Annotated in this window: 23 protein-coding genes and 2 tRNA genes; 5 read left to right on the forward strand and 20 right to left on the reverse strand. The window is 58.3% G+C overall.

Translation table 11 applies throughout. The features are described 5' to 3' along the window. Positions 1-78: 78 nt before the first annotated feature. From IH404_RS24090 to rlmE, 8 genes are all read right to left on the reverse strand, one after another. Positions 79-155: transfer RNA gene (locus tag IH404_RS24090), tRNA-Met, on the reverse strand. A gap of 96 nt (positions 156-251) precedes the next feature. Then, positions 252-337: transfer RNA gene (locus tag IH404_RS24095), tRNA-Leu, on the reverse strand. A 22-nt stretch (positions 338-359) separates the two neighbouring features. After that, positions 360-743 (reverse strand): preprotein translocase subunit SecG, encoded by a 384-nt coding sequence (secG, locus tag IH404_RS24100; protein ID WP_003194191.1) that lies wholly within the window; start codon positions 741-743, stop codon positions 360-362. A 4-nt stretch (positions 744-747) separates the two neighbouring features. Then, complete coding sequence (gene tpiA, locus IH404_RS24105) at positions 748-1503, reverse strand: triose-phosphate isomerase (protein ID WP_005791483.1); 756 nt, start codon at positions 1501-1503, stop codon at positions 748-750. Between the two features lie 66 nt (positions 1504-1569). Beyond that, positions 1570-2907 (reverse strand): phosphoglucosamine mutase, encoded by a 1338-nt coding sequence (gene glmM / locus IH404_RS24110; protein ID WP_005791485.1) that lies wholly within the window; start codon positions 2905-2907, stop codon positions 1570-1572. Between the two features lie 16 nt (positions 2908-2923). Beyond that, positions 2924-3775, reverse strand: a complete 852-nt coding sequence (gene folP, locus IH404_RS24115; protein WP_194439225.1) for a dihydropteroate synthase — start codon at positions 3773-3775, stop codon at positions 2924-2926. An 8-nt stretch (positions 3776-3783) separates the two neighbouring features. After that, complete coding sequence (ftsH, locus tag IH404_RS24120) at positions 3784-5694, reverse strand: ATP-dependent zinc metalloprotease FtsH (RefSeq protein WP_032803717.1); 1911 nt, start codon at positions 5692-5694, stop codon at positions 3784-3786. A 200-nt stretch (positions 5695-5894) separates the two neighbouring features. Then, positions 5895-6545, reverse strand: coding sequence for a 23S rRNA (uridine(2552)-2'-O)-methyltransferase RlmE (rlmE, locus tag IH404_RS24125; RefSeq protein ID WP_003194199.1), 651 nt, complete (start codon positions 6543-6545; stop codon positions 5895-5897). Positions 6546-6651: 106 nt separating this feature from the next. On the opposite strand from rlmE, the gene IH404_RS24130 reads away from it, so the two are divergent. Beyond that, positions 6652-6960 (forward strand): YhbY family RNA-binding protein, encoded by a 309-nt coding sequence (locus IH404_RS24130; RefSeq protein ID WP_003176146.1) that lies wholly within the window; start codon positions 6652-6654, stop codon positions 6958-6960. 9 nt (positions 6961-6969) lie between these two features. On the opposite strand, the gene IH404_RS24135 is transcribed toward IH404_RS24130, so the two are convergent. The 8 genes from IH404_RS24135 to grpE all read right to left on the reverse strand — a co-directional run bounded on the left by IH404_RS24135 (position 6970) and on the right by grpE (position 17443). Beyond that, positions 6970-7374, reverse strand: coding sequence for a hypothetical protein (locus IH404_RS24135; protein WP_005791492.1), 405 nt, complete (start codon positions 7372-7374; stop codon positions 6970-6972). A gap of 28 nt (positions 7375-7402) precedes the next feature. After that, a complete protein-coding gene (gene greA, locus IH404_RS24140) occupies positions 7403-7879 on the reverse strand; it encodes a transcription elongation factor GreA (protein WP_005791494.1) in 477 nt (158 codons plus the stop codon). Then, the gene (gene carB, locus IH404_RS24145; RefSeq protein ID WP_005791497.1) at positions 7876-11097 is read right to left on the reverse strand and encodes a carbamoyl-phosphate synthase large subunit; all 3222 of its coding nucleotides are present in this window, start codon (positions 11095-11097) and stop codon (positions 7876-7878) included. Before carB ends, greA begins: the two co-directional genes overlap by 4 nt. Positions 11098-11202: 105 nt before the next feature. Then, complete coding sequence (gene carA / locus IH404_RS24150; RefSeq protein ID WP_005791498.1) at positions 11203-12339, reverse strand: glutamine-hydrolyzing carbamoyl-phosphate synthase small subunit; 1137 nt, start codon at positions 12337-12339, stop codon at positions 11203-11205. 259 nt (positions 12340-12598) lie between these two features. Continuing rightward, the gene (gene dapB, locus IH404_RS24155) at positions 12599-13405 is read right to left on the reverse strand and encodes a 4-hydroxy-tetrahydrodipicolinate reductase (protein WP_005791500.1); all 807 of its coding nucleotides are present in this window, start codon (positions 13403-13405) and stop codon (positions 12599-12601) included. Positions 13406-13415: 10 nt separating this feature from the next. Further along, positions 13416-14540, reverse strand: a complete 1125-nt coding sequence (dnaJ, locus tag IH404_RS24160; protein ID WP_005791501.1) for a molecular chaperone DnaJ — start codon at positions 14538-14540, stop codon at positions 13416-13418. A gap of 317 nt (positions 14541-14857) precedes the next feature. Next, positions 14858-16780, reverse strand: a complete 1923-nt coding sequence (gene dnaK, locus IH404_RS24165) for a molecular chaperone DnaK (protein ID WP_005791503.1) — start codon at positions 16778-16780, stop codon at positions 14858-14860. 102 nt (positions 16781-16882) lie between these two features. Next, complete coding sequence (gene grpE, locus IH404_RS24170; RefSeq protein ID WP_194439227.1) at positions 16883-17443, reverse strand: nucleotide exchange factor GrpE; 561 nt, start codon at positions 17441-17443, stop codon at positions 16883-16885. Between the two features lie 254 nt (positions 17444-17697). Between grpE and recN the strand changes: the two genes are divergently transcribed. After that, positions 17698-19371, forward strand: coding sequence for a DNA repair protein RecN (gene recN / locus IH404_RS24175; RefSeq protein ID WP_194439229.1), 1674 nt, complete (start codon positions 17698-17700; stop codon positions 19369-19371). A gap of 86 nt (positions 19372-19457) precedes the next feature. Here recN and fur read toward each other — a convergent pair whose 3' ends face one another. Next, the gene (gene fur, locus IH404_RS24180) at positions 19458-19862 is read right to left on the reverse strand and encodes a ferric iron uptake transcriptional regulator (RefSeq protein WP_003194220.1); all 405 of its coding nucleotides are present in this window, start codon (positions 19860-19862) and stop codon (positions 19458-19460) included. Positions 19863-19960: 98 nt separating this feature from the next. On the opposite strand from fur, the gene IH404_RS24185 reads away from it, so the two are divergent. After that, a complete protein-coding gene (locus IH404_RS24185; RefSeq protein WP_005791510.1) occupies positions 19961-20488 on the forward strand; it encodes an outer membrane protein assembly factor BamE in 528 nt (175 codons plus the stop codon). Between the two features lie 63 nt (positions 20489-20551). Here the strand turns inward: IH404_RS24185 and IH404_RS24190 are convergent, their stop codons facing one another. After that, positions 20552-20854, reverse strand: a complete 303-nt coding sequence (locus IH404_RS24190; RefSeq protein ID WP_005791511.1) for an RnfH family protein — start codon at positions 20852-20854, stop codon at positions 20552-20554. Next, the gene (locus IH404_RS24195) at positions 20847-21281 is read right to left on the reverse strand and encodes a type II toxin-antitoxin system RatA family toxin (protein ID WP_005791512.1); all 435 of its coding nucleotides are present in this window, start codon (positions 21279-21281) and stop codon (positions 20847-20849) included. The genes IH404_RS24190 and IH404_RS24195 overlap by 8 nt, the downstream gene beginning before the upstream one ends. 167 nt (positions 21282-21448) lie before the next feature. On the opposite strand from IH404_RS24195, the gene smpB reads away from it, so the two are divergent. Continuing rightward, complete coding sequence (smpB, locus tag IH404_RS24200; RefSeq protein WP_005791513.1) at positions 21449-21931, forward strand: SsrA-binding protein SmpB; 483 nt, start codon at positions 21449-21451, stop codon at positions 21929-21931. Between the two features lie 36 nt (positions 21932-21967). Here the strand turns inward: smpB and IH404_RS24205 are convergent, their stop codons facing one another. Beyond that, positions 21968-22735, reverse strand: a complete 768-nt coding sequence (locus tag IH404_RS24205; RefSeq protein WP_005791515.1) for a GntR family transcriptional regulator — start codon at positions 22733-22735, stop codon at positions 21968-21970. A gap of 250 nt (positions 22736-22985) precedes the next feature. Here IH404_RS24205 and IH404_RS24210 point away from each other — a divergent pair, with 250 nt between their 5' ends. Continuing rightward, positions 22986-24680 carry a lactate permease LctP family transporter gene (locus IH404_RS24210; protein WP_194439231.1) on the forward strand — a complete coding sequence of 565 codons (1695 nt, stop codon included), beginning with the start codon at positions 22986-22988 and terminating at the stop codon, positions 24678-24680. The last annotated feature ends 58 nt before the right edge of the window (positions 24681-24738 follow it).

Genomic DNA, 24738 nt, shown 5'->3' on the forward strand with positions numbered 1-24738 from the left:
TCCTTGAAACGCCGTCGAACAGCGGCGTTGAAAGTGTCCAGCTAACAAAAAGCCCCTTAAAAGGGGCTCCGCTAAAACTGGTTGCGGGGGCCGGATTTGAACCGACGACCTTCGGGTTATGAGCCCGACGAGCTACCAGACTGCTCCACCCCGCGACAAAGCTGGGGCGGAAGTATACGACCGATCCCTTACAGGGTCAATGTAACCTTCCACCTACAAGAAAGCCCGCAACAGCGGGCTCTCCTGATAATTGGTACCGAGAAGGGGACTCGAACCCCTACACCCTATGGGCACAACCACCTCAAGGTTGCGTGTCTACCAATTCCACCACCTCGGCAATACAGCGCTTACAACCCTTCTTACTTCTGCTCTTGAGCTGGAGGTACGTCAGTCGCTGGAGTAGCCGACTTTTGCTCTTGAAGCACCGGGACATCATCAGAAGCCGGTTTTGCTTTTGGAACTTCCAACACTGCTGGGTTTGGCAAACCTACCTGAGTCAGCACATGAGCTTTCTCTTTAGCAAAGTAACCTAACCCTAAGCTGGTTATGAAGAAACCTGCGGCAAGTATAGCAGTAAACTTACTAAGAAAGGTAGAGGAACCTTGGCTTCCGAACACAGTATTTGAAGCACCTGCACCGAAAGACGCACCAGCATCCGCACCTTTACCCTGTTGCAACAAAACCAGAGCAACTACGCTCAGGGCAGCCAACAGATGAAAAACGACTACGACTGTTTCCAGCATTTTTTCAGTTTCCCGCGGCGCGACAGATCGCACCGAACTCATCTGCATTCAGGGAGGCTCCACCAATGAGCCCCCCATCGATATCCGGCATGCCGAACAGTTCGACCGCATTGGCCGCCTTCACGCTGCCGCCGTATAGAAGCCGCACACCTTGCGCGACTTCAGAATTCTCTGCCGCCAACTGCGCGCGGATGGCTGCGTGCACATCCTGCGCCTGTTGCGGTGTAGCAGTCAGTCCGGTGCCAATGGCCCAGACCGGCTCGTAAGCAATAACCGCCTTTGCAAACGCCCCAACACCCAGCTCCTCGATGATGCTGCCCAGCTGACGCGAGACAACTTCAAGAGTCTTGCCTGATTCGCGCTGCTCAAGGGTCTCCCCTATGCACAACACCGGAACCAAGCCACAAGCCTGTGCCGCGGCGAACTTGCGGTTGAGCGTCGCATCCCGCTCGCCCATCATCTGACGGCGCTCGGAGTGCCCGACAAGTACATAGGCACACCCTGCATCAACCAACTGACTCGGCGAAATCTCACCGGTCAATGCGCCTTGCATGGGCTCCACCGCAGAATTCTGCGCGCCGACCTGGATCGACTTGCCCTTCAAGCCATCAACCACTTGGTTGATATGCAAGCAAGGCGGGAAAACCGCGACATCAACACCGCTAGGCAAGGCCAAGTGACGAAGGCCATTGATCAGCTCAGCGACACTGGCGCGGGTACCGTGCATCTTCCAGTTACCAGCTACCATAGTGCGACGCATGCTGTACCCCGTCGGTCAAAGTGGGCGCAGATGTTACCCAACCACACCATCACTGGCAAGCCGAATTCAGGCGCAAACTTCAGTTACCAGTTTTGCCAGGTCTTCGGCATGGCCGCGAACCTGGGTTTCGTCCTCGCCTTCGACCATGACACGCACCAGAGGCTCAGTGCCCGACTTGCGCAACAACACACGCCCACGCCCGGCCATTGCCTGGGTAACACGCTCACAAGCCTCTTTGACGGCAGGGTGCTCGATTGGATTTTCACCACCGGCAAAACGCACATTGAGCAGCACCTGCGGACACTTGCGCAGGGCCTGACGCGCCTGCGCCAGGCTCTCGTCACGACGACGCAAGGCCAGAAGCACCTGCAGCGCAGCGATGATGGCGTCGCCCGTAGTCGTATGCTGGAAGCATACGACGTGTCCCGAGTTCTCGCCGCCTACCAGCCAGTTACGCTCCAGAAGCTCGGCGATCACATAACGGTCGCCGACATTGGCGCGGATAAACGGAATACCCAACTCCGCCAATGCCAACTCAAGCCCCAGGTTGCTCATGAGGGTACCCACAACGCCGCCCTGCAGCTTGTTACGCTCATGCAGATCACGGGCAATGATGAACAGCAAATCATCACCATCCACAATCATGCCGGTGTGATCCACCATCAGCACACGATCGCCGTCGCCATCGAACGCGATACCCAGGTCCGCATGTTCGGCCAGAACCGCCGCCTGCAGTTGCTCCATGTGCGTGGAGCCGCAGTTGTCGTTGATGTTCAACCCGTTAGGCTGAGCCGACAGCACGGTGACCTGCGCTCCCAGCTCCTTGAAAACACTTGGCGCTACCTTGTAGGTCGCACCATGGGCGCAATCGACAACGATCTTCAGCCCGGCAAAATTGGTACTGCTCGGCACGCTGCTTTTGCAGAATTCGATATAACGGCCGGACGCATCATTGATACGCGACACCTTGCCCAGCTTGCTGGATTCAACCACCGTCATCGGCGCATCCAGCAGCTCTTCGATCATCAACTCGATCTCGTCAGGCAACTTGGTACCCTGCCCCGAGAAGAACTTGATGCCATTGTCGTCATGCGGGTTGTGCGACGCACTGATCACAATACCGGCTTCAGCGTGAAAGGTACGCGTCAGGTAAGCGATCGCCGGCGTCGGCATGGGCCCCAACAGCATTACGTCGGCGCCGGCAGCAGATAAGCCTGCCTCAAGCGCGGATTCAAACATATAACCCGAAATACGGGTGTCCTTGCCAACCAGGATCCGGCACGCCCCCATGCTGCGGAACGCCATGCCTGCCGCCCAACCCAACTTGAGCATGAAATCAGGGGTAATCGGAAACTCGCCAACCCGACCACGGATGCCGTCGGTGCCAAAGTATTTTTTAGTCATAAGTGCTCCATCATTCTTATTCGGCTGATTCTACAGCGGCAATCATGCGCACCACATCCACCGTCTCGGCGACATCATGCACACGCAAAATACGAGCGCTCTTGGTCACGGCAAGCGCTGCAAGGGCGAGGCCGCCGTACAAGCGCTCACCCACCGGGCGATTCAAGGCCAGCCCTATCATGCTCTTGCGCGACACACCGACCAGCAGCGGCCGACCAAGGGCATGCAGCGCCTCCATATGCTTGAACAGGCTTAAATTATGTTGCAGGGTCTTGGCGAAGCCAAACCCCGGGTCAAGGATGATCTTTTCGCACGCGATGCCCGCCTCGACACACTGAGCGATCCTGTCTGCCAGGAACCCAGTGACCTCGCCGACCAGGTTGTCGTAGTGAGGACTGTCCTGCATATTACCGGGCTCACCCAGCATATGCATCAGGCACACCGGCAGGCCGGTCGCTGCAGCGGCATCGAGAGCACCGTCACGCCGCAACGAACGCACATCATTGATAAGCCCCGCCCCCAGACGCGCGGTTTCACGCATTACCGCGGGAGTTGAAGTGTCCACAGAAATGATCACATCCAGCTCACGGGCGATACGCTCGACAATGGGCGCTACCCGCTCAAGCTCTTCCAACGGGGACACCACACGAGCCCCAGGCCGAGTGGACTCGCCGCCCACATCAATCAAGGTCGCACCGGCAGCCACCATCGCCTCGGCATGACGCAACGCAGCATCCAGCTGGCTGAAACGGCCACCATCGGAAAAGGAATCGGGAGTTACATTGAGAATACCCATGACATGCGTATGGGCCAAATCAAGAACCCGGTTGCCGCAAGGCAACCGGGTAGAGGACAAAGCAGAAGTCATTTCAAACCTTAGTGGTCAGCTGCCGGGCCGCCGATCGGGGTCTCAGGGCGTTCGTTCTGAACGACGGGTGGGGTACCCGAAGTACCTGAACCACCTTCCCAATCGCGAGGCTCACGCGGTGTACGACCGGCCATGATGTCGTCGATCTGATCGGCATCAATGGTCTCGTACTTCATCAGCGCATCAGCCATGGCATCAAGCTTGTCGCGGTTATCGGTGAGGATCTGCTTGGCCGTGCCGTAACACTGGTCAATGATGCTGCGAACTTCGGAGTCGATCAGCTTGGCAGTCTCACCGGAGAAGCTGGCACTTTGACCGCCACCACCACGACCGAGGAACACCTCACCCTCTTCCTCTGCATACATCAAAGGACCGAGTTTTTCCGACAACCCCCACTTGGTCACCATATTTCGTGCAATCTGGCTGGCACGCATGATGTCATTGGAAGCACCTGTGGTGACGCCGTCGAAGCCCAAGGTCATCTCTTCGGCAATCCGCCCGCCATACAGCGAACAGATCTGGCTGATCAATGCGCGCTTGGAGAGGCTGTAGCGATCCTCTTCCGGCAGGAACATGGTCACACCCAGCGCACGGCCACGAGGAATGATCGACACCTTGTAGACCGGGTCATGCTCAGGCACAACGCGACCAACAATGGCGTGACCGGCTTCGTGATAAGCCGTGTTCTGCTTCTCTTTCTCGGACATGACCATGGATTTGCGCTCAGCGCCCATCATGATCTTGTCTTTTGCCAATTCGAACTCTTTCATTTCAACGATGCGCTTGCCGGTACGGGCAGCAAACAACGAAGCCTCGTTGACCAGGTTGGCCAGGTCGGCACCGGAGAAGCCAGGCGTACCACGAGCAATCACAGCCGGAGCCACGTCGTCACCCATTGGCACCTTGCGCATGTGCACTTTCAGAATCTGTTCACGACCGCGGATATCCGGCAGGCCAACCACGACCTGGCGATCGAAACGGCCCGGACGCAGCAACGCCGGGTCCAGCACGTCCGGACGGTTGGTCGCGGCGATGACGATAATGCCGTCATTCATCTCGAAACCATCCATCTCGACCAGCAACTGGTTGAGGGTCTGCTCACGCTCATCATGACCACCGCCCATGCCAGCGCCACGATGGCGACCAACGGCATCGATCTCATCGATGAAGATGATGCACGGCGCGTGCTTCTTGGCCTGTTCGAACATATCGCGAACACGGCTGGCGCCCACACCGACGAACATCTCGACGAAGTCAGAACCGGAAATGGTAAAGAAAGGCACCTTGGCTTCGCCGGCAATCGCCTTGGCCAGCAAGGTTTTACCGGTACCCGGAGGACCGACCATCAACACGCCGCGAGGAATACGACCACCCAGGCGCTGGAACTTGCCCGGATCACGCAGGAACTCGACCAGCTCACCCACTTCTTCCTTGGCTTCGTCGCAACCTGCAACGTCAGCCAGGGTAGTCTTGACCTGGTCCTCGGAGAGCAGGCGCGCCTTGCTCTTGCCAAAGCTCATCGGCCCGCCCTTGCCTCCCGCACCACCTTGCATCTGGCGCATGAAGAACATGAACACGGCGATAATCACCAGGATCGGGAAGCTTGCCACCAGGAGCTGAGTCCAGATGCTTTGCTGTTCAGGCTGCTTGCCTTCGACAACCACGTGGTTATCCACCAGGTCACCGATCAGACCGTTGTCCTGGATTGCCGGACGAATGGTCTTGAAGCTGTCGCCGTCGTTGCGCTTACCGGTAATCACGTAGCCATCAACCGCTACGCGCTCGACCTTGCCATCCTTGACTTGCTGGATGAAGTCGGAATAGTTGAGGGTCTGTGGCTCGTTAGGGCTGGAGAAGTTGTTCATCACCGTCACCAGGACAGCCGCGATGATCAACCACAGGATCAGATTCTTTGCCATATCGTTCAATTAACTACCCTCTGAAGCAAGCTCCGCTACTGGCGCGCGCTTCGCATGATATTCACCGGCCTAACTTACTACATTACCTACAACTCTGGCAGGCGCCGTCTGTAACCCTTTGTGAAACTTTGACTACACAATATTCGTAAAGCTTCGTGACGAAAGCGATATAAAAAAACCTATCGCCCTCCTCGAATTTCTCAAAAACGCTCTTCGCTCGCTGCGCCTTCCACACCGCGGTAGCCACGGCACAGCAGATACTGCTCCCTGGACCGGTCACGGGAAGAGTCCGGTTTACGGGTCTGCACCTTGTCGAACAACTTGCGAATGTTCTTGTGGTACTCGTCGAAACCTTCGCCCTGGAAGACCTTCACCAGGAAATCGCCACCCGGACGCAACACCCGACCCGCCAAATCCAGCGCCAGTTCACACAGGAACATGGCACGCGGCATATCAACAGCCGGTAATCCACTCATATTGGGGGCCATGTCGGAAATCACAAGGTCTACCTGCGAATTTCCCACAGCCTCCAGGATCTCGGCCAATACCTTGTCTTCGGTAAAGTCGCCGTGAACAAAGGTCACGTCCGGGATGCTGTCCATCTCGAGGATGTCGGAAGCGATCAATCGGCCTTGCCCACCAATCAGACGACTGGTCACCTGGGACCAGCCACCGGGGGCCGCGCCGAGATCGATAACGCTCATGCCCGGACGGATCAGTTTATCCTTGTCCTGGATCTCCAGCAGCTTGTAGCTGGCCCGGGAACGGTAGCCGTCCTTTTGCGCCTTTTTGACGTAAGGATCATTGAAATGTTCTTGTAGCCACTTAAGGCTGGTTTTGGAACGGGCCACGGGCCACCTCGAAAAATAAAACGGGTCGTGATTAACTGGGCGGTCCCGGACTCGCTCGGGTAAACTGGCCGCCGCTTTTTACAAGATCAGACGCAGGGGTCAGATTATGCCGCTCACTCAAGAGCAGAAGAAACAGTACAAATCCATTGGCCACCATCTGAAACCAGTTCTGATTGTGGCAGACAACGGGTTGACTGAAGGTGTTTTAGCCGAATTTGAACGCGCACTGAACGATCACGAACTGATCAAGATCAAGGTCAATATCCTTGATCGCGAAGCGCGTTTGGCCGCCGTTGCAGAACTGTGCAAGGTGGGCAAAGCGGACCTGGTTCAGGTCATCGGCAAGATGGCGCTGCTGTATCGCAAGAACTTCAGCGTCAACAAGCAACTGTCGAACGTTCATCGTTTCAAATGATGAAAAGGGTCACGGGCGTGCTTCGCGCGCCCTGCCACTCCACCCCGGCGCCGGCTGCATGACCAGCACCAAACCGGAAAACCCTAGCACAAGATAGCTGAATAACTGCCAGCGCAACGCTTGCGGCAGCCAAATATACACCACGCAAAACATCGCGCACGCATACAGCGACATCAACAGCAGTTGCCCGCGAATGTCCCGCCACAAACTCTCAAAGCCCTCAGCCTTGACCAGCACTAACGCCTGGAGCAACACACACGCCGCCGCAAAACCCACCAGCAGCGCGCTCAGCAATTTGTCGATCTCATCGATCAGTAACGGTGCCAGACCAATAAGGCCCAGCACCGGCAATACACCCATATGCAACAGCCACAGACCGCCCACCCAAAGCATCTGAGAGAGCTGCCAAAGCATGGCGCCCGCACGTAGCGGGCGCCGTCTTTCAGATGTGGCGGACTTCGACAATCTCGTACTCAATGACGCCGCTCGGCGTTTTCACGGCAACGACGTCGCCCTCTTCCTTGGCAATCAAGGCGCGAGCGATCGGCGAGCCGACGGAGATCTTGCCTTGCTTGAAATCAGCCTCGTCCTCACCCACGATCTGGTAAGTCACGCTTTCGTCAGTCTCGACGTTGGCGATTTCCACGGTCGTGCCGAAAATCACCTTGCCGGTATGCGGGATGGTCGTGACGTCGATGATCACCGCATTCTGCATACGGCCTTCGATATCACGAATCCGCGCCTCGACCATACCCTGCTGCTCGCGAGCAGCGTGGTATTCGGCGTTTTCCTTCAAGTCACCCAGCTCGCGGGCCGTACCGATGTCCTGGCTCAGCTTCGGACGTACAACCTTGGTCAGATGGGCGTGTTCCTCTTCCAGGGCCTTGGCGCCCTGGACGGTCATTGGGTATTTGATCATGCCTTCAATCCTGCGTGTAGATCCTGCAAGCGACGCACGGTCTTTTCCGGACCGAACTTGAGCGCTTCGCAGATGGCTTCGCCAGCAGCAATGGTGGTGGTGCAGTAGATCTTGTGCTGCAAGGCATTACGACGAATGGAGTAGGAATCCGCGATCGACTGACGACCTTCGGTGGTGTTGATGATCAGCGTGACTTCGTCATTCTTGATCATGTCGACCACATGCGGACGGCCTTCCGTCACCTTGTTCACGCGACGTACTTTCAGGCCCGCAGCCTCGATCAGCTTGGCGGTCCCGGCAGTCGCGACAACTTCAAAGCCCAAGTTGATCAGATCACGGGCCACGCCCGCAACCAGTGGCTTGTCGTCATCACGCACGCTGATAAACGCAGTACCACCGGTTGGCAGCACTTCGCTGGCACCCATCTGGGCCTTGGCGAACGCTTCACCGAAGGTATCGCCCACGCCCATCACTTCACCGGTGGACTTCATCTCTGGGCCCAGGATCGGGTCCACACCAGGGAATTTGGCGAATGGGAACACCGCCTCTTTCACGCTGTAGAAGTTTGGAATGATTTCCTTGGTAAAGCCGATTTCCTTCAAGGTCTTACCGGCCATCACACGGGCAGCGATCATGGCCAGGGACACACCGATGCACTTGGATACAAAAGGCACGGTACGCGAGGCACGCGGGTTGACTTCAATGACGTAGATGTCTTCGCCTTGCAGCGCCAACTGAACGTTCATCAGGCCGACCACACCCAGCTCCAGGGCCATTTTCTTGACCTGTTCGCGCATCTCGTCCTGGATGTGCGCCGGCAGCGAGTACGGCGGCAGCGAGCACGCGGAGTCACCGGAGTGAACGCCGGCCTGCTCGATGTGCTGCATGATCGCGCCGATCACTACGTCAGTACCGTCGCATACCGCATCCACGTCCATTTCGATGGCGCAGTTGAGGAAGTGGTCCAGCAGCACCGGGCTGTCGTTGGACACTTTCACCGCATCACGCAGGTAGCGCTTGAGTTCGTCTTCTTCGTAGACGATTTCCATCGCGCGACCGCCCAGTACGTAGGACGGGCGCACCACCAGCGGGTAGCCGATCTTGCTGGCTGCACGGATGGCTTCGTCTTCGCTGCGCACGGTAGCGTTTGGCGGCTGACGCAGGTTCAGGCGCTCAACCATCTGCTGGAAGCGCTCACGGTCTTCGGCACGGTCGATAGCGTCCGGGCTGGTACCGATGATCGGCACGCCGGCAGCTTCCAGGGCACGCGCCAGTTTCAGCGGGGTCTGGCCGCCGTATTGGACGATCACGCCCTTAGGCTTCTCGACGCGGCAGATTTCCAATACGTCTTCCAGCGTTACCGGCTCGAAGTACAGACGGTCGGAAGTGTCGTAGTCGGTGGAAACGGTTTCCGGGTTGCAGTTGACCATGATGGTCTCGTACCCGTCTTCGCGCAGGGCGAGGGCGGCGTGTACACAGCAGTAGTCGAACTCGATACCCTGGCCGATACGGTTCGGACCGCCGCCCAGAATGATGATCTTGTCGCGATCCGACGGCGCGGCTTCGCACTCTTCCTCATAGGTGGAGTACATGTAGGCAGTGTCGGTGGCGAACTCTGCGGCGCAGGTGTCAACGCGCTTGTAGACCGGAAAGATATCCAGCTTGTGGCGATGAGTACGCAGGTTCTTCTCGGTCACACCCAGCAGCTTGGCCAGACGCTGGTCGGAGAAGCCTTTGCGCTTGAGACGGAACATCAGGTCGCGGTCGATAGACGACAGGCCCAGAGTCTTGACCTTCTCTTCTTCCTTGATCAGATCTTCGATCTGCACCAGGAACCACGGATCGATCATGTTCATGCCGAAGATATCTTCGACGCTCAGGCCGGCACGGAAGGCGTCGGCCACGTACCAGATACGCTCGGCGCCCGGCACGGTCAGCTCGCGCTTGAGGATGCTCATGCTTTCCGGATTGCTCAGGTCGAGCTTCTCGTCCAGGCCGCAAACACCGACTTCCAGGCCGCGCAGGGCTTTCTGCAGGGATTCCTGGAACGTGCGGCCGATCGCCATGACTTCGCCGACCGACTTCATCTGGGTGGTCAGGCGCGCATCAGCCTTGGCGAACTTCTCGAAGGCAAAGCGTGGCAGCTTGGTCACAACGTAGTCGATAGACGGCTCGAAAGACGCCGGCATAGCGCCGCCGGTGATTTCGTTTTGCAGTTCGTCCAAGGTGTAGCCGATAGCCAGCTTGGCAGCGATCCGCGCAATCGGGAAGCCGGTAGCTTTCGAGGCCAGCGCAGAAGAACGCGATACACGTGGGTTCATCTCGATCACGACCATGCGGCCGGTGTCCGGGCAGATGCCGAACTGAACGTTGGAACCGCCGGTTTCAACGCCGATCTCGCGCAATACCGCCAGGGAGGCGTTACGCAGGATCTGGTATTCCTTGTCGGTCAGGGTCTGCGCCGGAGCTACGGTGATCGAGTCACCGGTGTGCACGCCCATCGGATCGAAGTTTTCGATGGAGCAGACGATGATGCAGTTATCCTTCTTATCGCGGACAACCTCCATCTCGTATTCTTTCCAGCCGATCAGCGATTCGTCGATCAGCAGCTCTTTGGTCGGCGACAGGTCCAGGCCACGCGCGCAGATCTCTTCGAACTCTTCACGGTTGTAGGCAATGCCGCCACCGGTGCCGCCCATGGTGAAGGACGGACGGATAATGCAAGGGAAGCCCAGGGTCTCAAGGACCGCATTGGCTTCTTCCATGCTGTGGGCGATACCGGAACGCGGGCACGCCAGGCCGATGGACTTCATGGCCTTGTCGAAACGCGAACGGTCTTCAGCTTTGTCGATGGTGTCGGCATTGGCGCCGATCATCTCTACGCCGAACTTTTCCAGGACGCCTTCGCGCTCCAGGTCCAGGGCGCAGTTCAATGCAGTCTGGCCGCCCATGGTTGGCAGCAGCGCGTCCGGACGCTCTTTCTCGATGATCTTGGCAACGGTCTGCCATTTGATCGGTTCGATGTATGTCGCGTCGGCCATGGCCGGGTCGGTCATGATGGTGGCCGGGTTGGAGTTCACCAGGATGACGCGGTAGCCCTCCTCACGCAGGGCTTTACAGGCCTGGGCGCCGGAGTAGTCGAATTCGCAGGCCTGGCCGATCACGATCGGGCCAGCGCCGAGAATCAGGATGCTTTTTATGTCTGTACGTTTTGGCATGGGTTTGTCACTCAAATCCGCAGGTCAGTCGGCAAGCCGTCTAGAACAATCCTTGAAGAGCCTGCGGGGGCCACCGAGGTTCGGGGCCGCCCGCAGAGCACTCAGTCAGCGTCGCTTGGCCATCTCATTGATGAAACGGTCGAACAGCGGCGCTACGTCGTTCGGGCCCGGGCTGGCTTCAGGGTGGCCCTGGAAGCTGAACGCGCTCTTGTCGGTGCGCTCGATGCCCTGCAGGGAACCGTCGAACAGCGACTTGTGAATGGCGCGCACATTACTCGGCAAGCTGGCCTCATCCACCGCAAAACCGTGGTTCTGGCTGGTGATCATCACAACGCCGGTGTCCAGGTCTTGTACCGGGTGGTTGGCACCGTGGTGGCCGTGGCCCATTTTCAGGGTCTTGGCGCCGGAGGCCAAAGCCAGCAGCTGGTGGCCAAGGCAGATACCGAACACCGGAATGTCGGTTTCCAGCACGTCCTTGATGGCCTGGATAGCGTAGTCGCATGGCTCGGGGTCACCCGGGCCGTTGGACAGGAACACGCCGTCCGGTTGCATCGCGAGCACATCGCTGGCAGGCGTTTGCGCAGGCACCACGGTCACGCGGCAACCACGCTCGACCAACATGCGCAGGATGTTGTACTTGACGCCGTAGTCGTAGGCGACCACGTGGTAAGGCAGATCGGCAGCTTCGATAGTCGCGTGGCTGTCGGTCTTCAGATCCCACACAGTGGAACGCCACTCGTACTTCTCTTTGACGCTGACGACTTTCGCCAGGTCCATGCCTTTCAGGCCAGGGAAGCCTTGTGCTGCGGCAATCGCCGCCTCGTCGGAAATATTGTCACCGACCATGATGCAGCCATTCTGCGAGCCTTTTTCACGCAGGATGCGCGTGAGGCGGCGCGTATCGATACCGGCGATCGCCACAACATTGTTGGCTTTCAGGTAATCGGACAGCGACATCGTGTTACGCCAGTTGCTCGCAACCAGTGGCAGGTCACGAATCACCAGACCGGCCGACCAGACACGATCAGACTCGACATCTTCCGGCGTAGTGCCGGTGTTGCCGATGTGCGGATAGGTCAGGGTAACGATCTGTTGGGCGTAGGAAGGATCGGTAAGGATTTCCTGATAGCCGGTCATGGCGGTGTTGAACACCACCTCTCCAACGGTTTGACCGTCGGCTCCAATGGCTTCGCCGCGAAAAATGCTGCCATCAGCAAGGGCGAGTATGGCTGGCTTAGTCAAGAAGACCTCCCGTAAATAAAGCCTGAAAGGGCGATCGCAGGTTGTAAAAAAGCGGAGTGACGTATGGACACGTCACCCCGCTTCTTCATCGAATTATTCTGCGCGCTTTTAGTGGACACACTAAAGCTGTAGCTTACAGAAAAAGGCTTTTTGGGTCCACCGCTAATGAGCCTTAAAGGCAGGAGAATGCGACAGGACGTCGCTTAGCGGGTAAAAACGGGGCCTCAGGATAATCCCGAGGCCCCATTTAAGCTACTGATTAGTGCAGATCCAGCACGTCACGCATGTCATACAGGCCCGGCTCGCGGCCTTCCAACCAGAGTGCAGCTCGCACTGCGCCCTTGGCGAACGTCATGCGGCTTGAAGCCTTGTGCGTGATCTCCAGGCGCTCGCCTTCGGTGGCGAACAACACCGTGTGATCGCCAACCACATCACCACCGCGCACGGTTGCAAAGCCGATGGTGTCGCGCGCGCGCTCACCGGTATGGCCTTCACGCCCGTATACCGCCACTTTCGATAGATCGCGGCCCAGCGCATCAGCGATAGCTTCACCCATGCGCAACGCAGTGCCCGATGGCGCATCGATCTTGTGGCGGTGATGAGTCTCGATAATCTCGATATCGGCTTCATCACCCAGCACACGCGCTGCCAGGTCCAACAATTTCAGCGACAGGTTCACGCCAACGCTGAAGTTGGCAGCAAAGACGATCGGAATATCCTTGCCCGCCTCCACCAGCAACTGCTTCTGCTCAGCACTCAAACCAGTCGTACCGATCACCATGGCCTTGCCTGCCTTGCGGCAGAAGGCCAGGTTTTTCAGCATCACGTCAGGCAAGGTGAAATCGATGAGCACGTCGAACTCGTCAGCCACCTGCTCAAGGCTGCCCGTCAACGACACACCGATGCGGCCCAACGACGCCAACTCACCGGCATCCGCCCCGATCAACGTGCTTCCTGGGCGAACAATCGCCGCCGTCAGCCCGGAGGCCGGCGAGCGTTGCTGCACCGCCTCGACCAGCGTCTTGCCCATGCGCCCGGCAGCGCCCATTACGGCTATACGTCGCATATTCACGTCCTTACAGGTCGCCGAAGAAGCGTTTCACGCCATCGAAGAAGCCAGTGGTTTTCGGCGAATGGGAGTCATCGCCTTCCAGGGAGCTGCGGAACTCTTCGAGCAGTTCGCGCTGACGACGGCCCAGATTGACCGGGGTTTCCACCGCCACACGACACATCAGGTCGCCCGCACCGCCACCGCGCACTGGCGCAACGCCTTTGCCACGGATGCGGAACTGCTTGCCAGTCTGTGTCCCCTCGGGAATCTTGAGTTTGACTCGACCATCAAGGGTCGGAATCTCCAACTCACCGCCCAGGGCCGCATCGACAAAGCTGATCGGCACTTCGCAGAACAGGTGTTTGCCATCGCGCTGGAAGATCGAGTGCTCACGCACATTGATCACCACGTACAGGTCGCCAGTCGGACCGCCCTGGGTACCCGCCTCGCCTTCGCCCGACAGGCGGATACGATCACCGGTATCCACACCCGCCGGCACTTTCACCGAGAGGGTCTTGTACTCTTCAACACGACCTTCACCGTGGCAGGAATCGCACGGGTCGGAAATGATCTTGCCCTGGCCATGGCAACGCGGGCAGGTTTGCTGCACTGAGAAGAAGCCCTGCTGCATGCGCACCTGACCAATGCCACCACAGGTCGGGCATGTGATCGGCGAGGAGCCTTTCTTGGCACCCGAACCGTCGCACGGCTTGCAGTTAACCAGCGTCGGCACACGAATATTGACGCTGGTGCCGCGCACGGCTTCTTCCAGATTCAACTCCAGCGTGTAGCGCAAGTCACTGCCACGCTGCGCGCCGCCACGTTGACCGCCACGGCCACCGCCGAAGAAATCGCTGAACACGTCGCCGAAAATATCGGAGAAGTTCTGACCGCCGAAACCGGCGCCGCCGCCACCCATGCTCGGGTCGACGCCGGCATGACCGTACTGGTCGTAGGCCGCACGCTTATTGGGATCACACAGGCATTCGTAGGCCTCATTGGCCTCTTTGAACATCTCTTCGGATTCTTTGTTATCCGGATTACGGTCGGGGTGGTGCTTCATCGCCAGGCGACGGTAGGCCTTCTTCAGGTCCGCCTCGCTGGCCCCGCGCTCCACACCCAATACTTCGTAATAGTCACGCTTTGCCATAAGTCTTTGCACTCTTAAGGACGTTCGGCCTGGCCCTCCTGAACCCTGCCAAACTCGTTGAGCCCCAATACAGGCCCGGACCCAACTCACGTCAATTCAACGATCCTGGTCATTACTGCTTTTAGCCAGGGACCCGGCCAAAAACGCGGTGAATGCCATTCGGAAAGCAGGAGCATTCCCGATCACACCGCCAGCATCCGAGCGTTGTCGCATGCTGTAAAAATTCGCATACCCCAGACACGCCAACGCGGGAGCAAGCTCCCGCGCGGCGACATCCTACCAGTCACCGCTTGTGAGCGGTCAACCGGGCGACCAAGTTACTTCTTCTGGTCTTCTTTGACTTCTTCGAACTCGGCATCGACAACATCGTCGTGCTTGGCTTCTGGCTCTGCCTGCTGCGCAGCACCATCAGCCGGCTGGCCTTGTTCGGCGTACATTTTCTGAGCGACCGGTGCGGAGACTTTCGACAGCTCCTCGATCTTGGCTTCGATGGCAGCCTTGTCGTCACCTTTGATGGCGGCTTCCAAGGCAACCAAGGCCGCTTCGATTGCGGTTTTCTCTTCTTCGGTCACTTTGTCGCCAGCATCAGCGATCATCTTGCGAGTGGAGTGAACCAGCGCATCACCCTGGTTACGGGCGCCAGCCAGCTCAGCAAACTTGGCATCCGCATCAGCGTTGGCTTCAGCATCACGAATCATCTGTTGAATTTCTTCATCAGACAGACCGGAGTTGGCCTTGATGGTGATCTTCTGCTCTTTGCCGGTTGCCTTGTCTTTCGCGCCGACGTGCAGGATGCCGTTGGCGTCGATGTCGAAGGTCACTTCGATTTGTGGCACGCCACGTGGTGCTGGTGGAATCTCAGCCAGGTCGAACTTGCCCAGGGACTTGTTCTGCGCGGCTTGCTTGCGCTCACCTTGCAGCACGTGAATGGTCACGGCGCCCTGGTTGTCATCGGCAGTCGAGAACACCTGGGATTTCTTGGTAGGAATCGTGGTGTTTTTCTCGATCAGCGCAGTCATCACGCCACCCATGGTTTCGATACCCAGGGTCAGCGGGCTCACGTCCAGCAGCAATACGTCTTTTACGTCACCGGCCAATACCGCACCCTGGATGGCAGCACCCATGGCAACAGCTTCGTCCGGGTTCACGTCTTTACGTGCTTCTTTGCCGAAGAACTCGGTTACCAGCTTCTGAACCAGCGGCATACGGGTCTGACCGCCGACCAGGATCACGTCGTTGATCGAGCCAACGTCGATACCGGAGTCTTTCAGTGCGATACGGCACGGCTCGATGGTGCGCTGAACCAGGTCTTCAACCAGAGCTTCGAGCTTGGAGCGCGAGATTTTCACGTTCAAGTGCTTAGGACCGGTAGCGTCTGCAGTGATGTACGGCAGGTTGACGTCGGTCGACTGAGCGGAAGACAGCTCGATCTTGGCTTTTTCAGCGGCTTCTTTCAGGCGCTGCATGGCCAGCGGGTCACCCTTGAGGTTCATGCCGCTTTCTTTCTTGAATTCGTCTACCAGGTAGTCGATCAGACGGATGTCAAAGTCTTCACCACCCAGGAAGGTGTCACCGTTGGTGGCCAACACTTCGAACTGGTGCTCGCCGTCAACTTCTGCGATCTCGATCACGGACACGTCAAAAGTACCGCCACCCAGGTCGTAGACGATCACAGTGTGGTCGCCCTTGGCCTTGTCCATGCCGTAAGCCAGAGCGGCTGCGGTTGGCTCGTTGATGATACGTTTCACGTCCAGACCCGCGATACGGCCGGCGTCTTTGGTTGCCTGACGCTGACTGTCGTTGAAGTAGGCAGGAACGGTGATCACCGCTTCAGTCACTGCTTCACCGAGGTAGTCTTCGGCAGTCTTCTTCATCTTTTTCAAGATTTCAGCCGAGATTTGCGGCGGCGACATTTTCTGGCCGTTTACTTCAACCCAGGCGTCACCGTTGTCAGCCTTGGCGATTTTGTAAGGGACCATCTTGATGTCTTTCTGTACGACTTCTTCGTCGAACTTACGACCGATCAGACGCTTTACCGCGTACAGGGTGTTGTGCGGGTTGGTCACCGCCTGACGCTTGGCCGATTGACCGACGAGGATTTCACCGTCGTTGGCGTAAGCGATGATCGACGGAGTGGTACGTGCGCCTTCGGCGTTTTCGATAACTTTTGCAACGCCGTTTTCCAGCACGGAGACGCAGGAGTTGGTGGTCCCCAGGTCAATACCGATAATTTTGCCCATGATTTACTCTCCCGAACTTTGAATTTGGTTGCCGCAGCAGTTGTGGCTAACTGCGGTAGCACTTAAACGCTTGACTTATAGATGGGGGCCTTGCGGCGGATTTCAAGCCTGCTCATCAATAGAAGGTGCAGCGGGTGCAGGAGCCTTGCTCACCACCACCATTGCCGGGCGCATCAAGCGACCATTGAGCTGGTAACCCTTCTGGAACACCTTCATCACGCTGTTAGGCTCCAGGTCGTGGCTTTCCTGCATGGCCATGGCCTGGTGATGCTCGGCGTTGAACGGCTCGCCGCCTTGCGGATCGATCGCTTCCAGCTGATAACGCTTCAGGGTGTCCTGGAACATTTTCAGCGTCAGCTCGATGCCTTCACGCATTGGGCGGATGTTTTCGTCGGCCGGGTCAGACAACTCAAGACCACGTTCAAGACTGTCGATGATCGGCAGCAGATCGCCAGCGAATTTTTCCAGCGCGAATTTGTGAGCCTTTTCTACGTCCTGCTCGGCACGGCGGCGGACGTTCTGCAGATCGGCGGCAACACGCAACGATTGATCCTGCGCAGCGGACAATTGCTCTTCGAGCACTTGCACGCGGGTGGCCAGCTCATCACCGGCAGCCGCATTGGCGTCTGGAGTTTGCGTATCCTGCATCTGTTCGTCAGCCATAGATTTCTCCTTTCAAAATCATGCGCGATCTCGACTCGCGCTTCTGTTCCGGTATATGGGGCCACAATTTCCAGGTTCAAGGGCGCGGGCGTTACCAAAAGTCTTTCGCATGACTCGAATCATTTCCTGCCCCTACATTCCTCATCACGCTAAAAAAAACTATTGATCAAGCAAATCGAGCTAAGCGCCAGGATTGTCAGCCACAAACAAAACACTGTATAAATAACCAGACCTCAAGCCTGGGAGCGGCCGTCATGCTCGTGCACCTGTCTGTACATAACTACGCAATCGTTGAACATCTGGATCTCGAACTGGATCGCGGGATGAGCGTAATCACAGGCGAAACCGGCGCCGGCAAGTCGATCATGCTTGACGCCCTCGGCCTGACCCTCGGCGACCGCGCCGACAGTGGCGTGGTACGCCCAGGCTCCGACAAAGCCGATATCCTGGCCACCTTTGACCTGGCCGACATTCCCGAGGCCGAGGCATGGCTGGTCGAGCGCGACCTGAACAATGAAGGGCCGTGCATCTTGCGCCGGGTAATCACTGCCGAAGGTCGCTCCCGCGGCTATATCAACGGCACGCCGTGCCCACTTGGCGACTTGAAAGCCCTGGGTGAGCTGCTGATCGATATCCACAGCCAGCATGAACACCAGTCCCTGCTCAAAACCGATACTCACCGCCGACTGCTCGACGAATACGCCGGCGCCACCGACCTTGCCCGCCAGGTTCAACTGGCCGCCCAACGCTGGCGCCAGACACGCCAGGAACTGGAACGCCTCTCCAACTCCGGCGATGAACAACGCGCCCGCCAACAACTGCTCAGCTATCAACTCGAAGAGCTTGAAAGCCTGGGCCTGGGCGAGACCGAACTGGAGCAGCTTGAGCAGGAACACAAGAACCTGACCAATGCAGAGACCTTGCTGGGTATCTGCCGCCAGGTCGTCGAGCAATGCAGCGAGAGTGACTCGGGCAATGTGCTCAACGCACTGACAGCCAGCCTCAATCGCCTGTCCAGCGTGAACAATGCTTCCGGTTCGTTGAATGAGGCCACTACCCTGCTCACCAGCGCACAGATCCAGGTTGAAGAAGCCGTCGGCGAACTCAACCGCTTCCTGGACCACTTCGACGCCGATCCGGCACGCCTGCAGGAAATAGAAGAACGCCTGGACACTATCTACACCCTGGCGCGCAAGCATCGAATCCAGCCCACTGAACTGGCTGCCATGCAACAGAAGCTGCTGGATGAAATCGACACACTGAATGCCAACGACGAGTCCATCGAGCGACTCGGCGAGGAACTCGCTTCGTTTGCCCGCCATTATCAGGAGAAGGCCCAGGAGCTGAGCGACCTGCGCCAACAGGCAGCCACCAGCCTGGCCAGCGCCGTCGAGCAGGAAATCCAGCGCCTGGGTATGCCGGGCGGGCGCTTCACCATCGAACTGCGCGCCAACGCCAGCCACGAACTACAGCCCCATGGGCTGGAGCAGGTAGAACTGCTGGTCAGCGCCAACCCCGGTCAGCCACTCAAGGCCCTGGCCAAAGTGGCCTCAGGCGGCGAGTTGTCGCGGATCAGCCTGGCGATCCAGGTGATCACCGCCCAGACCTCACGGGTACCAACGCTGGTATTCGATGAAGTAGACGTTGGCATCGGCGGGCCAACCGCAGAGATTGTTGGCCAGTTGTTGCGCCGCCTGGGGGATCGCGGCCAGGTACTTACGGTGACTCACTTGCCGCAAGTGGCCGCTCAGGGGCATCAACATCTATTTGTGCACAAGGTGCGCGGCAGCGACGCGACGCACACGGCCGTCTCCAAGCTGAACAAGTCCGAACGGGTAGAAGAAGTTGCGCGGATGCTCGGCGGTATCGACCTGACCAAGGAGTCGTTGGCTCACGCGAAAAAAATGGTCGTGGCCGCGAAGGCTTGAACGGGTACTTTTCCTCTTTATAGAAAGCACGAAGGCGACCCTAGGGTCGCCTTCAATCGTTTCGCAGAGCAAAACTGCGTCGATTTTTACTTTTTCTTACGGATGTACAGCACCAGATTATGGTCGACCAAATCGAAACCGTGCTCCTCAGCAATCTTATGCTGCAGCGCTTCGATTTCAGGGCTGGTGAACTCGATAACCTCATTGGTATCCAGGTCAACCATGTGGTCATGGTGACCACCGTCAGCCAGTTCGAATACTGCATGACCGCCGTCGAAATTATGGCGAACCACCAGCCCTGCGGCTTCAAACTGGGTCAGTACACGGTAGACCGTGGCCAGGCCGACGTCCTCGTTAGACTCCATCAGCGCCTTGTAAACATCCTCGGCACTCATGTGGCGTTGCTCAGCAGAATCGAGCATTTGTAGAATCTTGACTCGTGGCAGAGTCACTTTGAGACCGGCTTTGCGTAGTTCGCTATTTTCAACCATGGTTAGCTTTCTCGCGGATGCTGCTTCGCAGCTTCTCTTAATACGGGTATGATCGGCGTTTACGTTGTCCCAGCCAAGATAGTGGAAGTCGCCCACCGATGCAAAACACCAAGCTCTTGCTAACCAGTTTCACCTTTGTGGGACTGCTCGCACTCGCCGGTTGTTCATTCCCCGGGGTTTACAAAATCGACATCCAGCAGGGCAATGTCGTCACGCAGGACATGATAGACCAGTTACGCCCGGGAATGACCCGACGGCAAGTACGGTTTATCATGGGCAACCCCCTGCTGACCGACACATTCCATGCCGATCGCTGGGATTATCTCTACAGCCTGCAGCCTGGTGGCGGTGAACGCCAACAGGAGCGCGTCAGTGTCATCTTCAATGGCAATGACCAGCTCGTGAGCCTGTCCGGTGACTTCATGCCCGGCGTAAGCCGCGATGAAGCCTTGCTGGGCAAGGACAGCGGCACCAACGTGACCGCGCCTGCGCAGGAAGCCGAAAAGCCGAAATCCGAGGTGCCGGCCAAGCCAGGCTCCTTGCTGGACCAGATCCAGAAAGACGTCGACGGTGTCGAAACTGTACCCGTCCCGACGCCACAGCCTCTGGACACCAGCCCGCAATAATTTTGCGGCGCTCGATAAAAAGCCCGGCATGCCGGGCTTTTTGTTGCCTGCCGGTTGGCAAGCTCAGGTGTTTTTTCGCTTGAGCATCGCCGCCTTCGCCGCACGCAGCCTGCGTATTTCCTTGGGGTCTGCCAGCAATGGCCGGTAGATCTCAATCCGATCCCCCGGCTGCACGGCACGCACATCAGCGTCTGCCACCACCTTACCGAAGATACCCAGCGGGCAGTCCGCCAACGCCAACTGCGGAAAATGCTCTGCAATGCCCGACGCCAGCACTGCCGCCCTCAGGCTTGTGCCCACCGGCATCGCCACCGCCAGCAGAACCTGGCGATCCACATCGGCATACACCACTTCAATATCAACCATGCAATTGCTTGGCTCGCTGACAGAAAGCGTCCACCAAGGTATTTGCCGCCTGATTGAACAGTGGCCCCAGCGTCGCCCGCACAATGGGGCCGGCGTAATCAAACGAAAGATCCAGGCTGATCTTGCAGGCCTTATCTGTCAGCGCCTTGAACACCCACACGCCGTGCAGCTGGGTGAACGGCCCTTCCTGCAAATTCATTTCAATGGATTTGCCCGGCACCAGCACATTGCGCGTAACAAAATGCTGGCTGAGGCCACCCTTGGCCACACCAACACTGGCGACCATGTGCTCATCACTGCTCTCCAAAACCTCGGCAGTCGAGCACCAAGGCAGGAATTCCGGGTAACGCGCCACGTCGTTGACCAGGTCATAGAGCGCCTGTGCCGGATAGGGCAGCAGGGCCGAACGTTGAATATGCGTCGTCATGTGAGCGTTACTTCCACTGCTTAAGGCAAACGTCGCGAAAGTACAGCCCGATCCGCGAGAGAAAAAAACCAAAGAACTGCCCGTATTGTCCGGGATTCGTCCAACACGCTCAAGCACGCAGGTTGACCGTAGCCGACACGCTCGCAACTCCCTATAATGCCGCCCCTATGGCTAAACAAAAGAAACACCCCACAGGGACCATCGCGCAAAATAAAAAGGCGCGACACGATTACTTCATCGAACATCGGTTCGAGGCTGGTCTGGTCCTGGCCGGCTGGGAAGTAAAAAGTCTGCGTGCCAGCAAACTGCAGCTGGTCGACAGCTATGTGCTGCTCAAGGATGGCGAGGCGTGGCTGCTCGGCAGTCATATCACCCCGCTGACCACCGCGAGCACCCACGTGATTGCCGACCCGGTGCGCACGCGCAAGCTGTTGCTCAATGCCCGCGAACTCGAAAAGCTCGCCGCGGCCGTGCAGCAAAAAGGCTACGCGTGCGTCTGCCTGTCGTGGTACTGGAGCAAGCACCTGGTCAAGTGCGAAATCGCACTGGGCAAGGGCAAGAAGGAATACGACAAGCGCGACACCGAACGCGAGCGCGACTCCAATCGCGAACTGCATCGCGCCGTGCGCAACAAGGGCAAGGAAGACTAACCCTTGTGATGATGTAGCCGCGGGCAACCCCCGTGGCTACATGCCCTTACGTCGCTCCGCCCGCGCTACCCGCTGAACCTCCTGCCGCACTTCCTCCAACACTTCCTGCACGTACAACAGGTGACGTGTTGAAACGTCGCGCGCCTGCTCGGCCCGCCCCTCGATAATCGCCAGGTACAAGTCCCGGTGCTGACTGATCAGCATGTCGCGGGTCTCGGTGCGCTGCTGATACATACCGCCAATATTGGTCACCACGTTGCGCTTGAGCAAGTCGAACAACCCGCGAATGGTGTGCAGCAGCACCGCGTTATGACTGGCCTCGGCGATCGCCAAGTGAAACCTTGCATCCGCAGCGCCCTCCTCCACTCGGCTCACCTCGTCGGCTCGCGCATAGCAGTCCTGCAGCGCTTCGAACGCCGCCGTCAGTCGCTCACGGTCGACCTCGGTAGCACGCAATGCCGCGTAATAAGCACACGAAGCCTCCAGAGTCTGGCGAAACTCCAGAAGGTCGCGCTGCGCCTCGGGATTGTTTTCCAGCAGATGCAGCAGCGGATCACTGAAGGTCGAACCCAGGGAATCCACCACATAGTTGCCGCCGCCCTGCCGACTGACCAGCAACCCCTTGGCCGCCAATTTCTGGATCGCCTCACGCAATGAAGGGCGCGACACACCAAATTGTTCAGCCAAAGCGCGTTCGGCCGGCAAGCGCTCGCCCGACTTCAACGTGCCCTCAAGGATCATGCCCTCAAGCTGCTCGACAATATCGTCAGACAAACGGCGCTGACGCACCTGATCAAACCCCATAACTCACTCTCCACCATCCCGACCACTCGCCGGGGCCCCTATTCTGGCCTATCGCCGCGCCCGCAGCACCTATCAGAACACCTTCGATTTACCCGTTCAGAACACTCGACAGCCACTCTCAGACCAAAGTTTGACGAGCGGCAAATTGACACACCCCTGCCAAGGCTCTTAATCTAGCCCACAGCGATTGTAAATTGGTATTACCAATTATCCAAGCTGATCAAACAACAACAATCAGGGGCCACCCCATATGCAAACCTGGCAACAGCTCTACAGCCCTCTCGGCAGCCTCGGCCTGTCCGCACTGGCCGCCGTTATTCCAATCGTGTTCTTCTTCCTGGCCCTGGCCGTATTCCGCCTCAAAGGCCATGTGGCCGGCAGCATCACCCTGGCATTGTCGATCCTGGTCGCCATATTCGCCTTCCAGATGCCGGTCGACATGGCCCTGGCAGCGGCCGGTTACGGTTTTGCCTATGGCTTGTGGCCCATCGCCTGGATCATCGTGGCGGCGGTGTTCCTCTACAAGCTGACGGTCAAGAGCGGGCAGTTCGAGATCATCCGCAGCTCCGTCTTGTCGATCACCGATGACCAACGCTTGCAGGTGCTGCTGATCGGCTTCTGCTTTGGCGCCTTCCTGGAAGGCGCGGCCGGGTTCGGCGCACCCGTGGCAATCACCGCTGCGTTGCTGGTGGGCCTGGGCTTCAATCCGCTGTACGCCGCGGGCTTGTGCCTGATCGCCAACACCGCGCCGGTGGCGTTCGGCGCACTGGGCATTCCGATCATCGTCGCAGGCCAGGTCACCGGCATCGATGCGTTCAAGATCGGCGCCATGACCGGCCGCCAACTGCCGCTGCTGTCGCTGTTTGTGCCCTTCTGGCTGGTGTTCATGATGGACGGCCTGCGCGGCGTGCGTGAAACCTGGCCGGCAGCCTTGGTGGCCGGCTTGAGCTTTGCCGTCACCCAGTACTTCACCTCCAACTTCATTGGCCCGGAACTGCCGGACATCACCTCGGCACTCGCCAGCCTGATCGCCCTCACACTGTTCCTGAAAATCTGGCAACCCAAGCGCACCGCAGGCGCGCAGATTGCCGGTGCCACCTCCAGCGTAGCGGTCACCTCCAGCGCCGGCGGCTTCGGTTTGCCGCGCAGCACAGTGGTTTCACCCTACAGCCTGGGGCAAATCTTCAAGGCCTGGTCGCCGTTCCTGATCCTGACCGTGCTGGTCACCATCTGGACCCTCAAACCCTTCAAGGCCATGTTCGCCGCGGGCGGTTCGATGTACAGCTGGGTGTTCAACTTCGCGATCCCCCACCTGGACCAATTGGTGATCAAAGTCGCACCCATCGTCACCAACCCCATCGCCATCCCCGCCGTCTTCAAGCTGGACCCGATTTCGGCCACCGGCACCGCGATCTTCTTCTCCGCGCTGGTCTCGATGCTGGTGCTGAAAATTGACATCAAGACTGGTCTTACCACTTTAAAAGAGACCTTCTTCGAACTGCGCTGGCCGATCCTGTCCATCGGCATGGTGCTGGCGTTCGCCTTCGTCACCAACTACTCCGGCATGTCCTCGACAATGGCCCTGGTACTGGCTGGCACCGGCGCCGCCTTCCCATTCTTCTCGCCATTCCTCGGCTGGCTGGGGGTTTTCCTGACCGGCTCGGACACCTCATCCAACGCCCTATTCAGCTCGCTGCAAGCCACCACCGCCCACCAGATTGGCGTCAACGACACCCTGCTGGTAGCCGCCAACACCAGCGGCGGCGTCACCGGCAAAATGATCTCGCCGCAATCGATCGCCGTGGCCTGCGCAGCCACGGGCCTGGTGGGCAAGGAGTCCGATCTGTTCCGCTTTACCCTCAAGCACAGCCTGTTCTTTGCCACCATCGTCGGGCTGATCACCCTGGCGCAGGCGTACTGGTTCACCGGTATGCTGGTGCACTGAGACCTGCACGTAATAGGGTAAGAATCGACGCCGGACAACGATGCCGGCGTCTGCTATT

This window comes from Pseudomonas sp. OST1909, from assembly GCF_015277575.1.
GTDB classification, from domain to species: Bacteria; Pseudomonadota; Gammaproteobacteria; order Pseudomonadales; family Pseudomonadaceae; genus Aquipseudomonas; species Aquipseudomonas synxantha_A.

Excerpts from the sequence above, each read along its gene's own strand:
- secG (WP_003194191.1), bottom strand. The coding sequence starts at position 743 with ATGCTGGAAACAGTCGTAGTCGTTTTTCATCTGTTGGCTGCCCTGAGC.
- tpiA (WP_005791483.1), bottom strand. The coding sequence starts at position 1,503 with ATGCGTCGCACTATGGTAGCTGGTAACTGGAAGATGCACGGTACCCGC.
- glmM (WP_005791485.1), bottom strand. The coding sequence starts at position 2,907 with ATGACTAAAAAATACTTTGGCACCGACGGCATCCGTGGTCGGGTTGGC.
- folP (WP_194439225.1), bottom strand. The coding sequence starts at position 3,775 with ATGACTTCTGCTTTGTCCTCTACCCGGTTGCCTTGCGGCAACCGGGTT.
- ftsH (WP_032803717.1), bottom strand. The coding sequence starts at position 5,694 with ATGGCAAAGAATCTGATCCTGTGGTTGATCATCGCGGCTGTCCTGGTG.
- IH404_RS24130 (WP_003176146.1), top strand. The coding sequence starts at position 6,652 with ATGCCGCTCACTCAAGAGCAGAAGAAACAGTACAAATCCATTGGCCAC.
- IH404_RS24135 (WP_005791492.1), bottom strand. The coding sequence starts at position 7,374 with ATGCTTTGGCAGCTCTCTCAGATGCTTTGGGTGGGCGGTCTGTGGCTG.
- greA (WP_005791494.1), bottom strand. The coding sequence starts at position 7,879 with ATGATCAAATACCCAATGACCGTCCAGGGCGCCAAGGCCCTGGAAGAG.
- carB (WP_005791497.1), bottom strand. The coding sequence starts at position 11,097 with ATGCCAAAACGTACAGACATAAAAAGCATCCTGATTCTCGGCGCTGGC.
- dapB (WP_005791500.1), bottom strand. The coding sequence starts at position 13,405 with ATGCGACGTATAGCCGTAATGGGCGCTGCCGGGCGCATGGGCAAGACG.
- dnaJ (WP_005791501.1), bottom strand. The coding sequence starts at position 14,540 with ATGGCAAAGCGTGACTATTACGAAGTATTGGGTGTGGAGCGCGGGGCC.
- dnaK (WP_005791503.1), bottom strand. The coding sequence starts at position 16,780 with ATGGGCAAAATTATCGGTATTGACCTGGGGACCACCAACTCCTGCGTC.
- grpE (WP_194439227.1), bottom strand. The coding sequence starts at position 17,443 with ATGGCTGACGAACAGATGCAGGATACGCAAACTCCAGACGCCAATGCG.
- recN (WP_194439229.1), top strand. The coding sequence starts at position 17,698 with ATGCTCGTGCACCTGTCTGTACATAACTACGCAATCGTTGAACATCTG.
- fur (WP_003194220.1), bottom strand. The coding sequence starts at position 19,862 with ATGGTTGAAAATAGCGAACTACGCAAAGCCGGTCTCAAAGTGACTCTG.
- IH404_RS24185 (WP_005791510.1), top strand. The coding sequence starts at position 19,961 with ATGCAAAACACCAAGCTCTTGCTAACCAGTTTCACCTTTGTGGGACTG.
- IH404_RS24190 (WP_005791511.1), bottom strand. The coding sequence starts at position 20,854 with ATGGTTGATATTGAAGTGGTGTATGCCGATGTGGATCGCCAGGTTCTG.
- IH404_RS24195 (WP_005791512.1), bottom strand. The coding sequence starts at position 21,281 with ATGACGACGCATATTCAACGTTCGGCCCTGCTGCCCTATCCGGCACAG.
- smpB (WP_005791513.1), top strand. The coding sequence starts at position 21,449 with ATGGCTAAACAAAAGAAACACCCCACAGGGACCATCGCGCAAAATAAA.
- IH404_RS24205 (WP_005791515.1), bottom strand. The coding sequence starts at position 22,735 with ATGGGGTTTGATCAGGTGCGTCAGCGCCGTTTGTCTGACGATATTGTC.
- IH404_RS24210 (WP_194439231.1), top strand. The coding sequence starts at position 22,986 with ATGCAAACCTGGCAACAGCTCTACAGCCCTCTCGGCAGCCTCGGCCTG.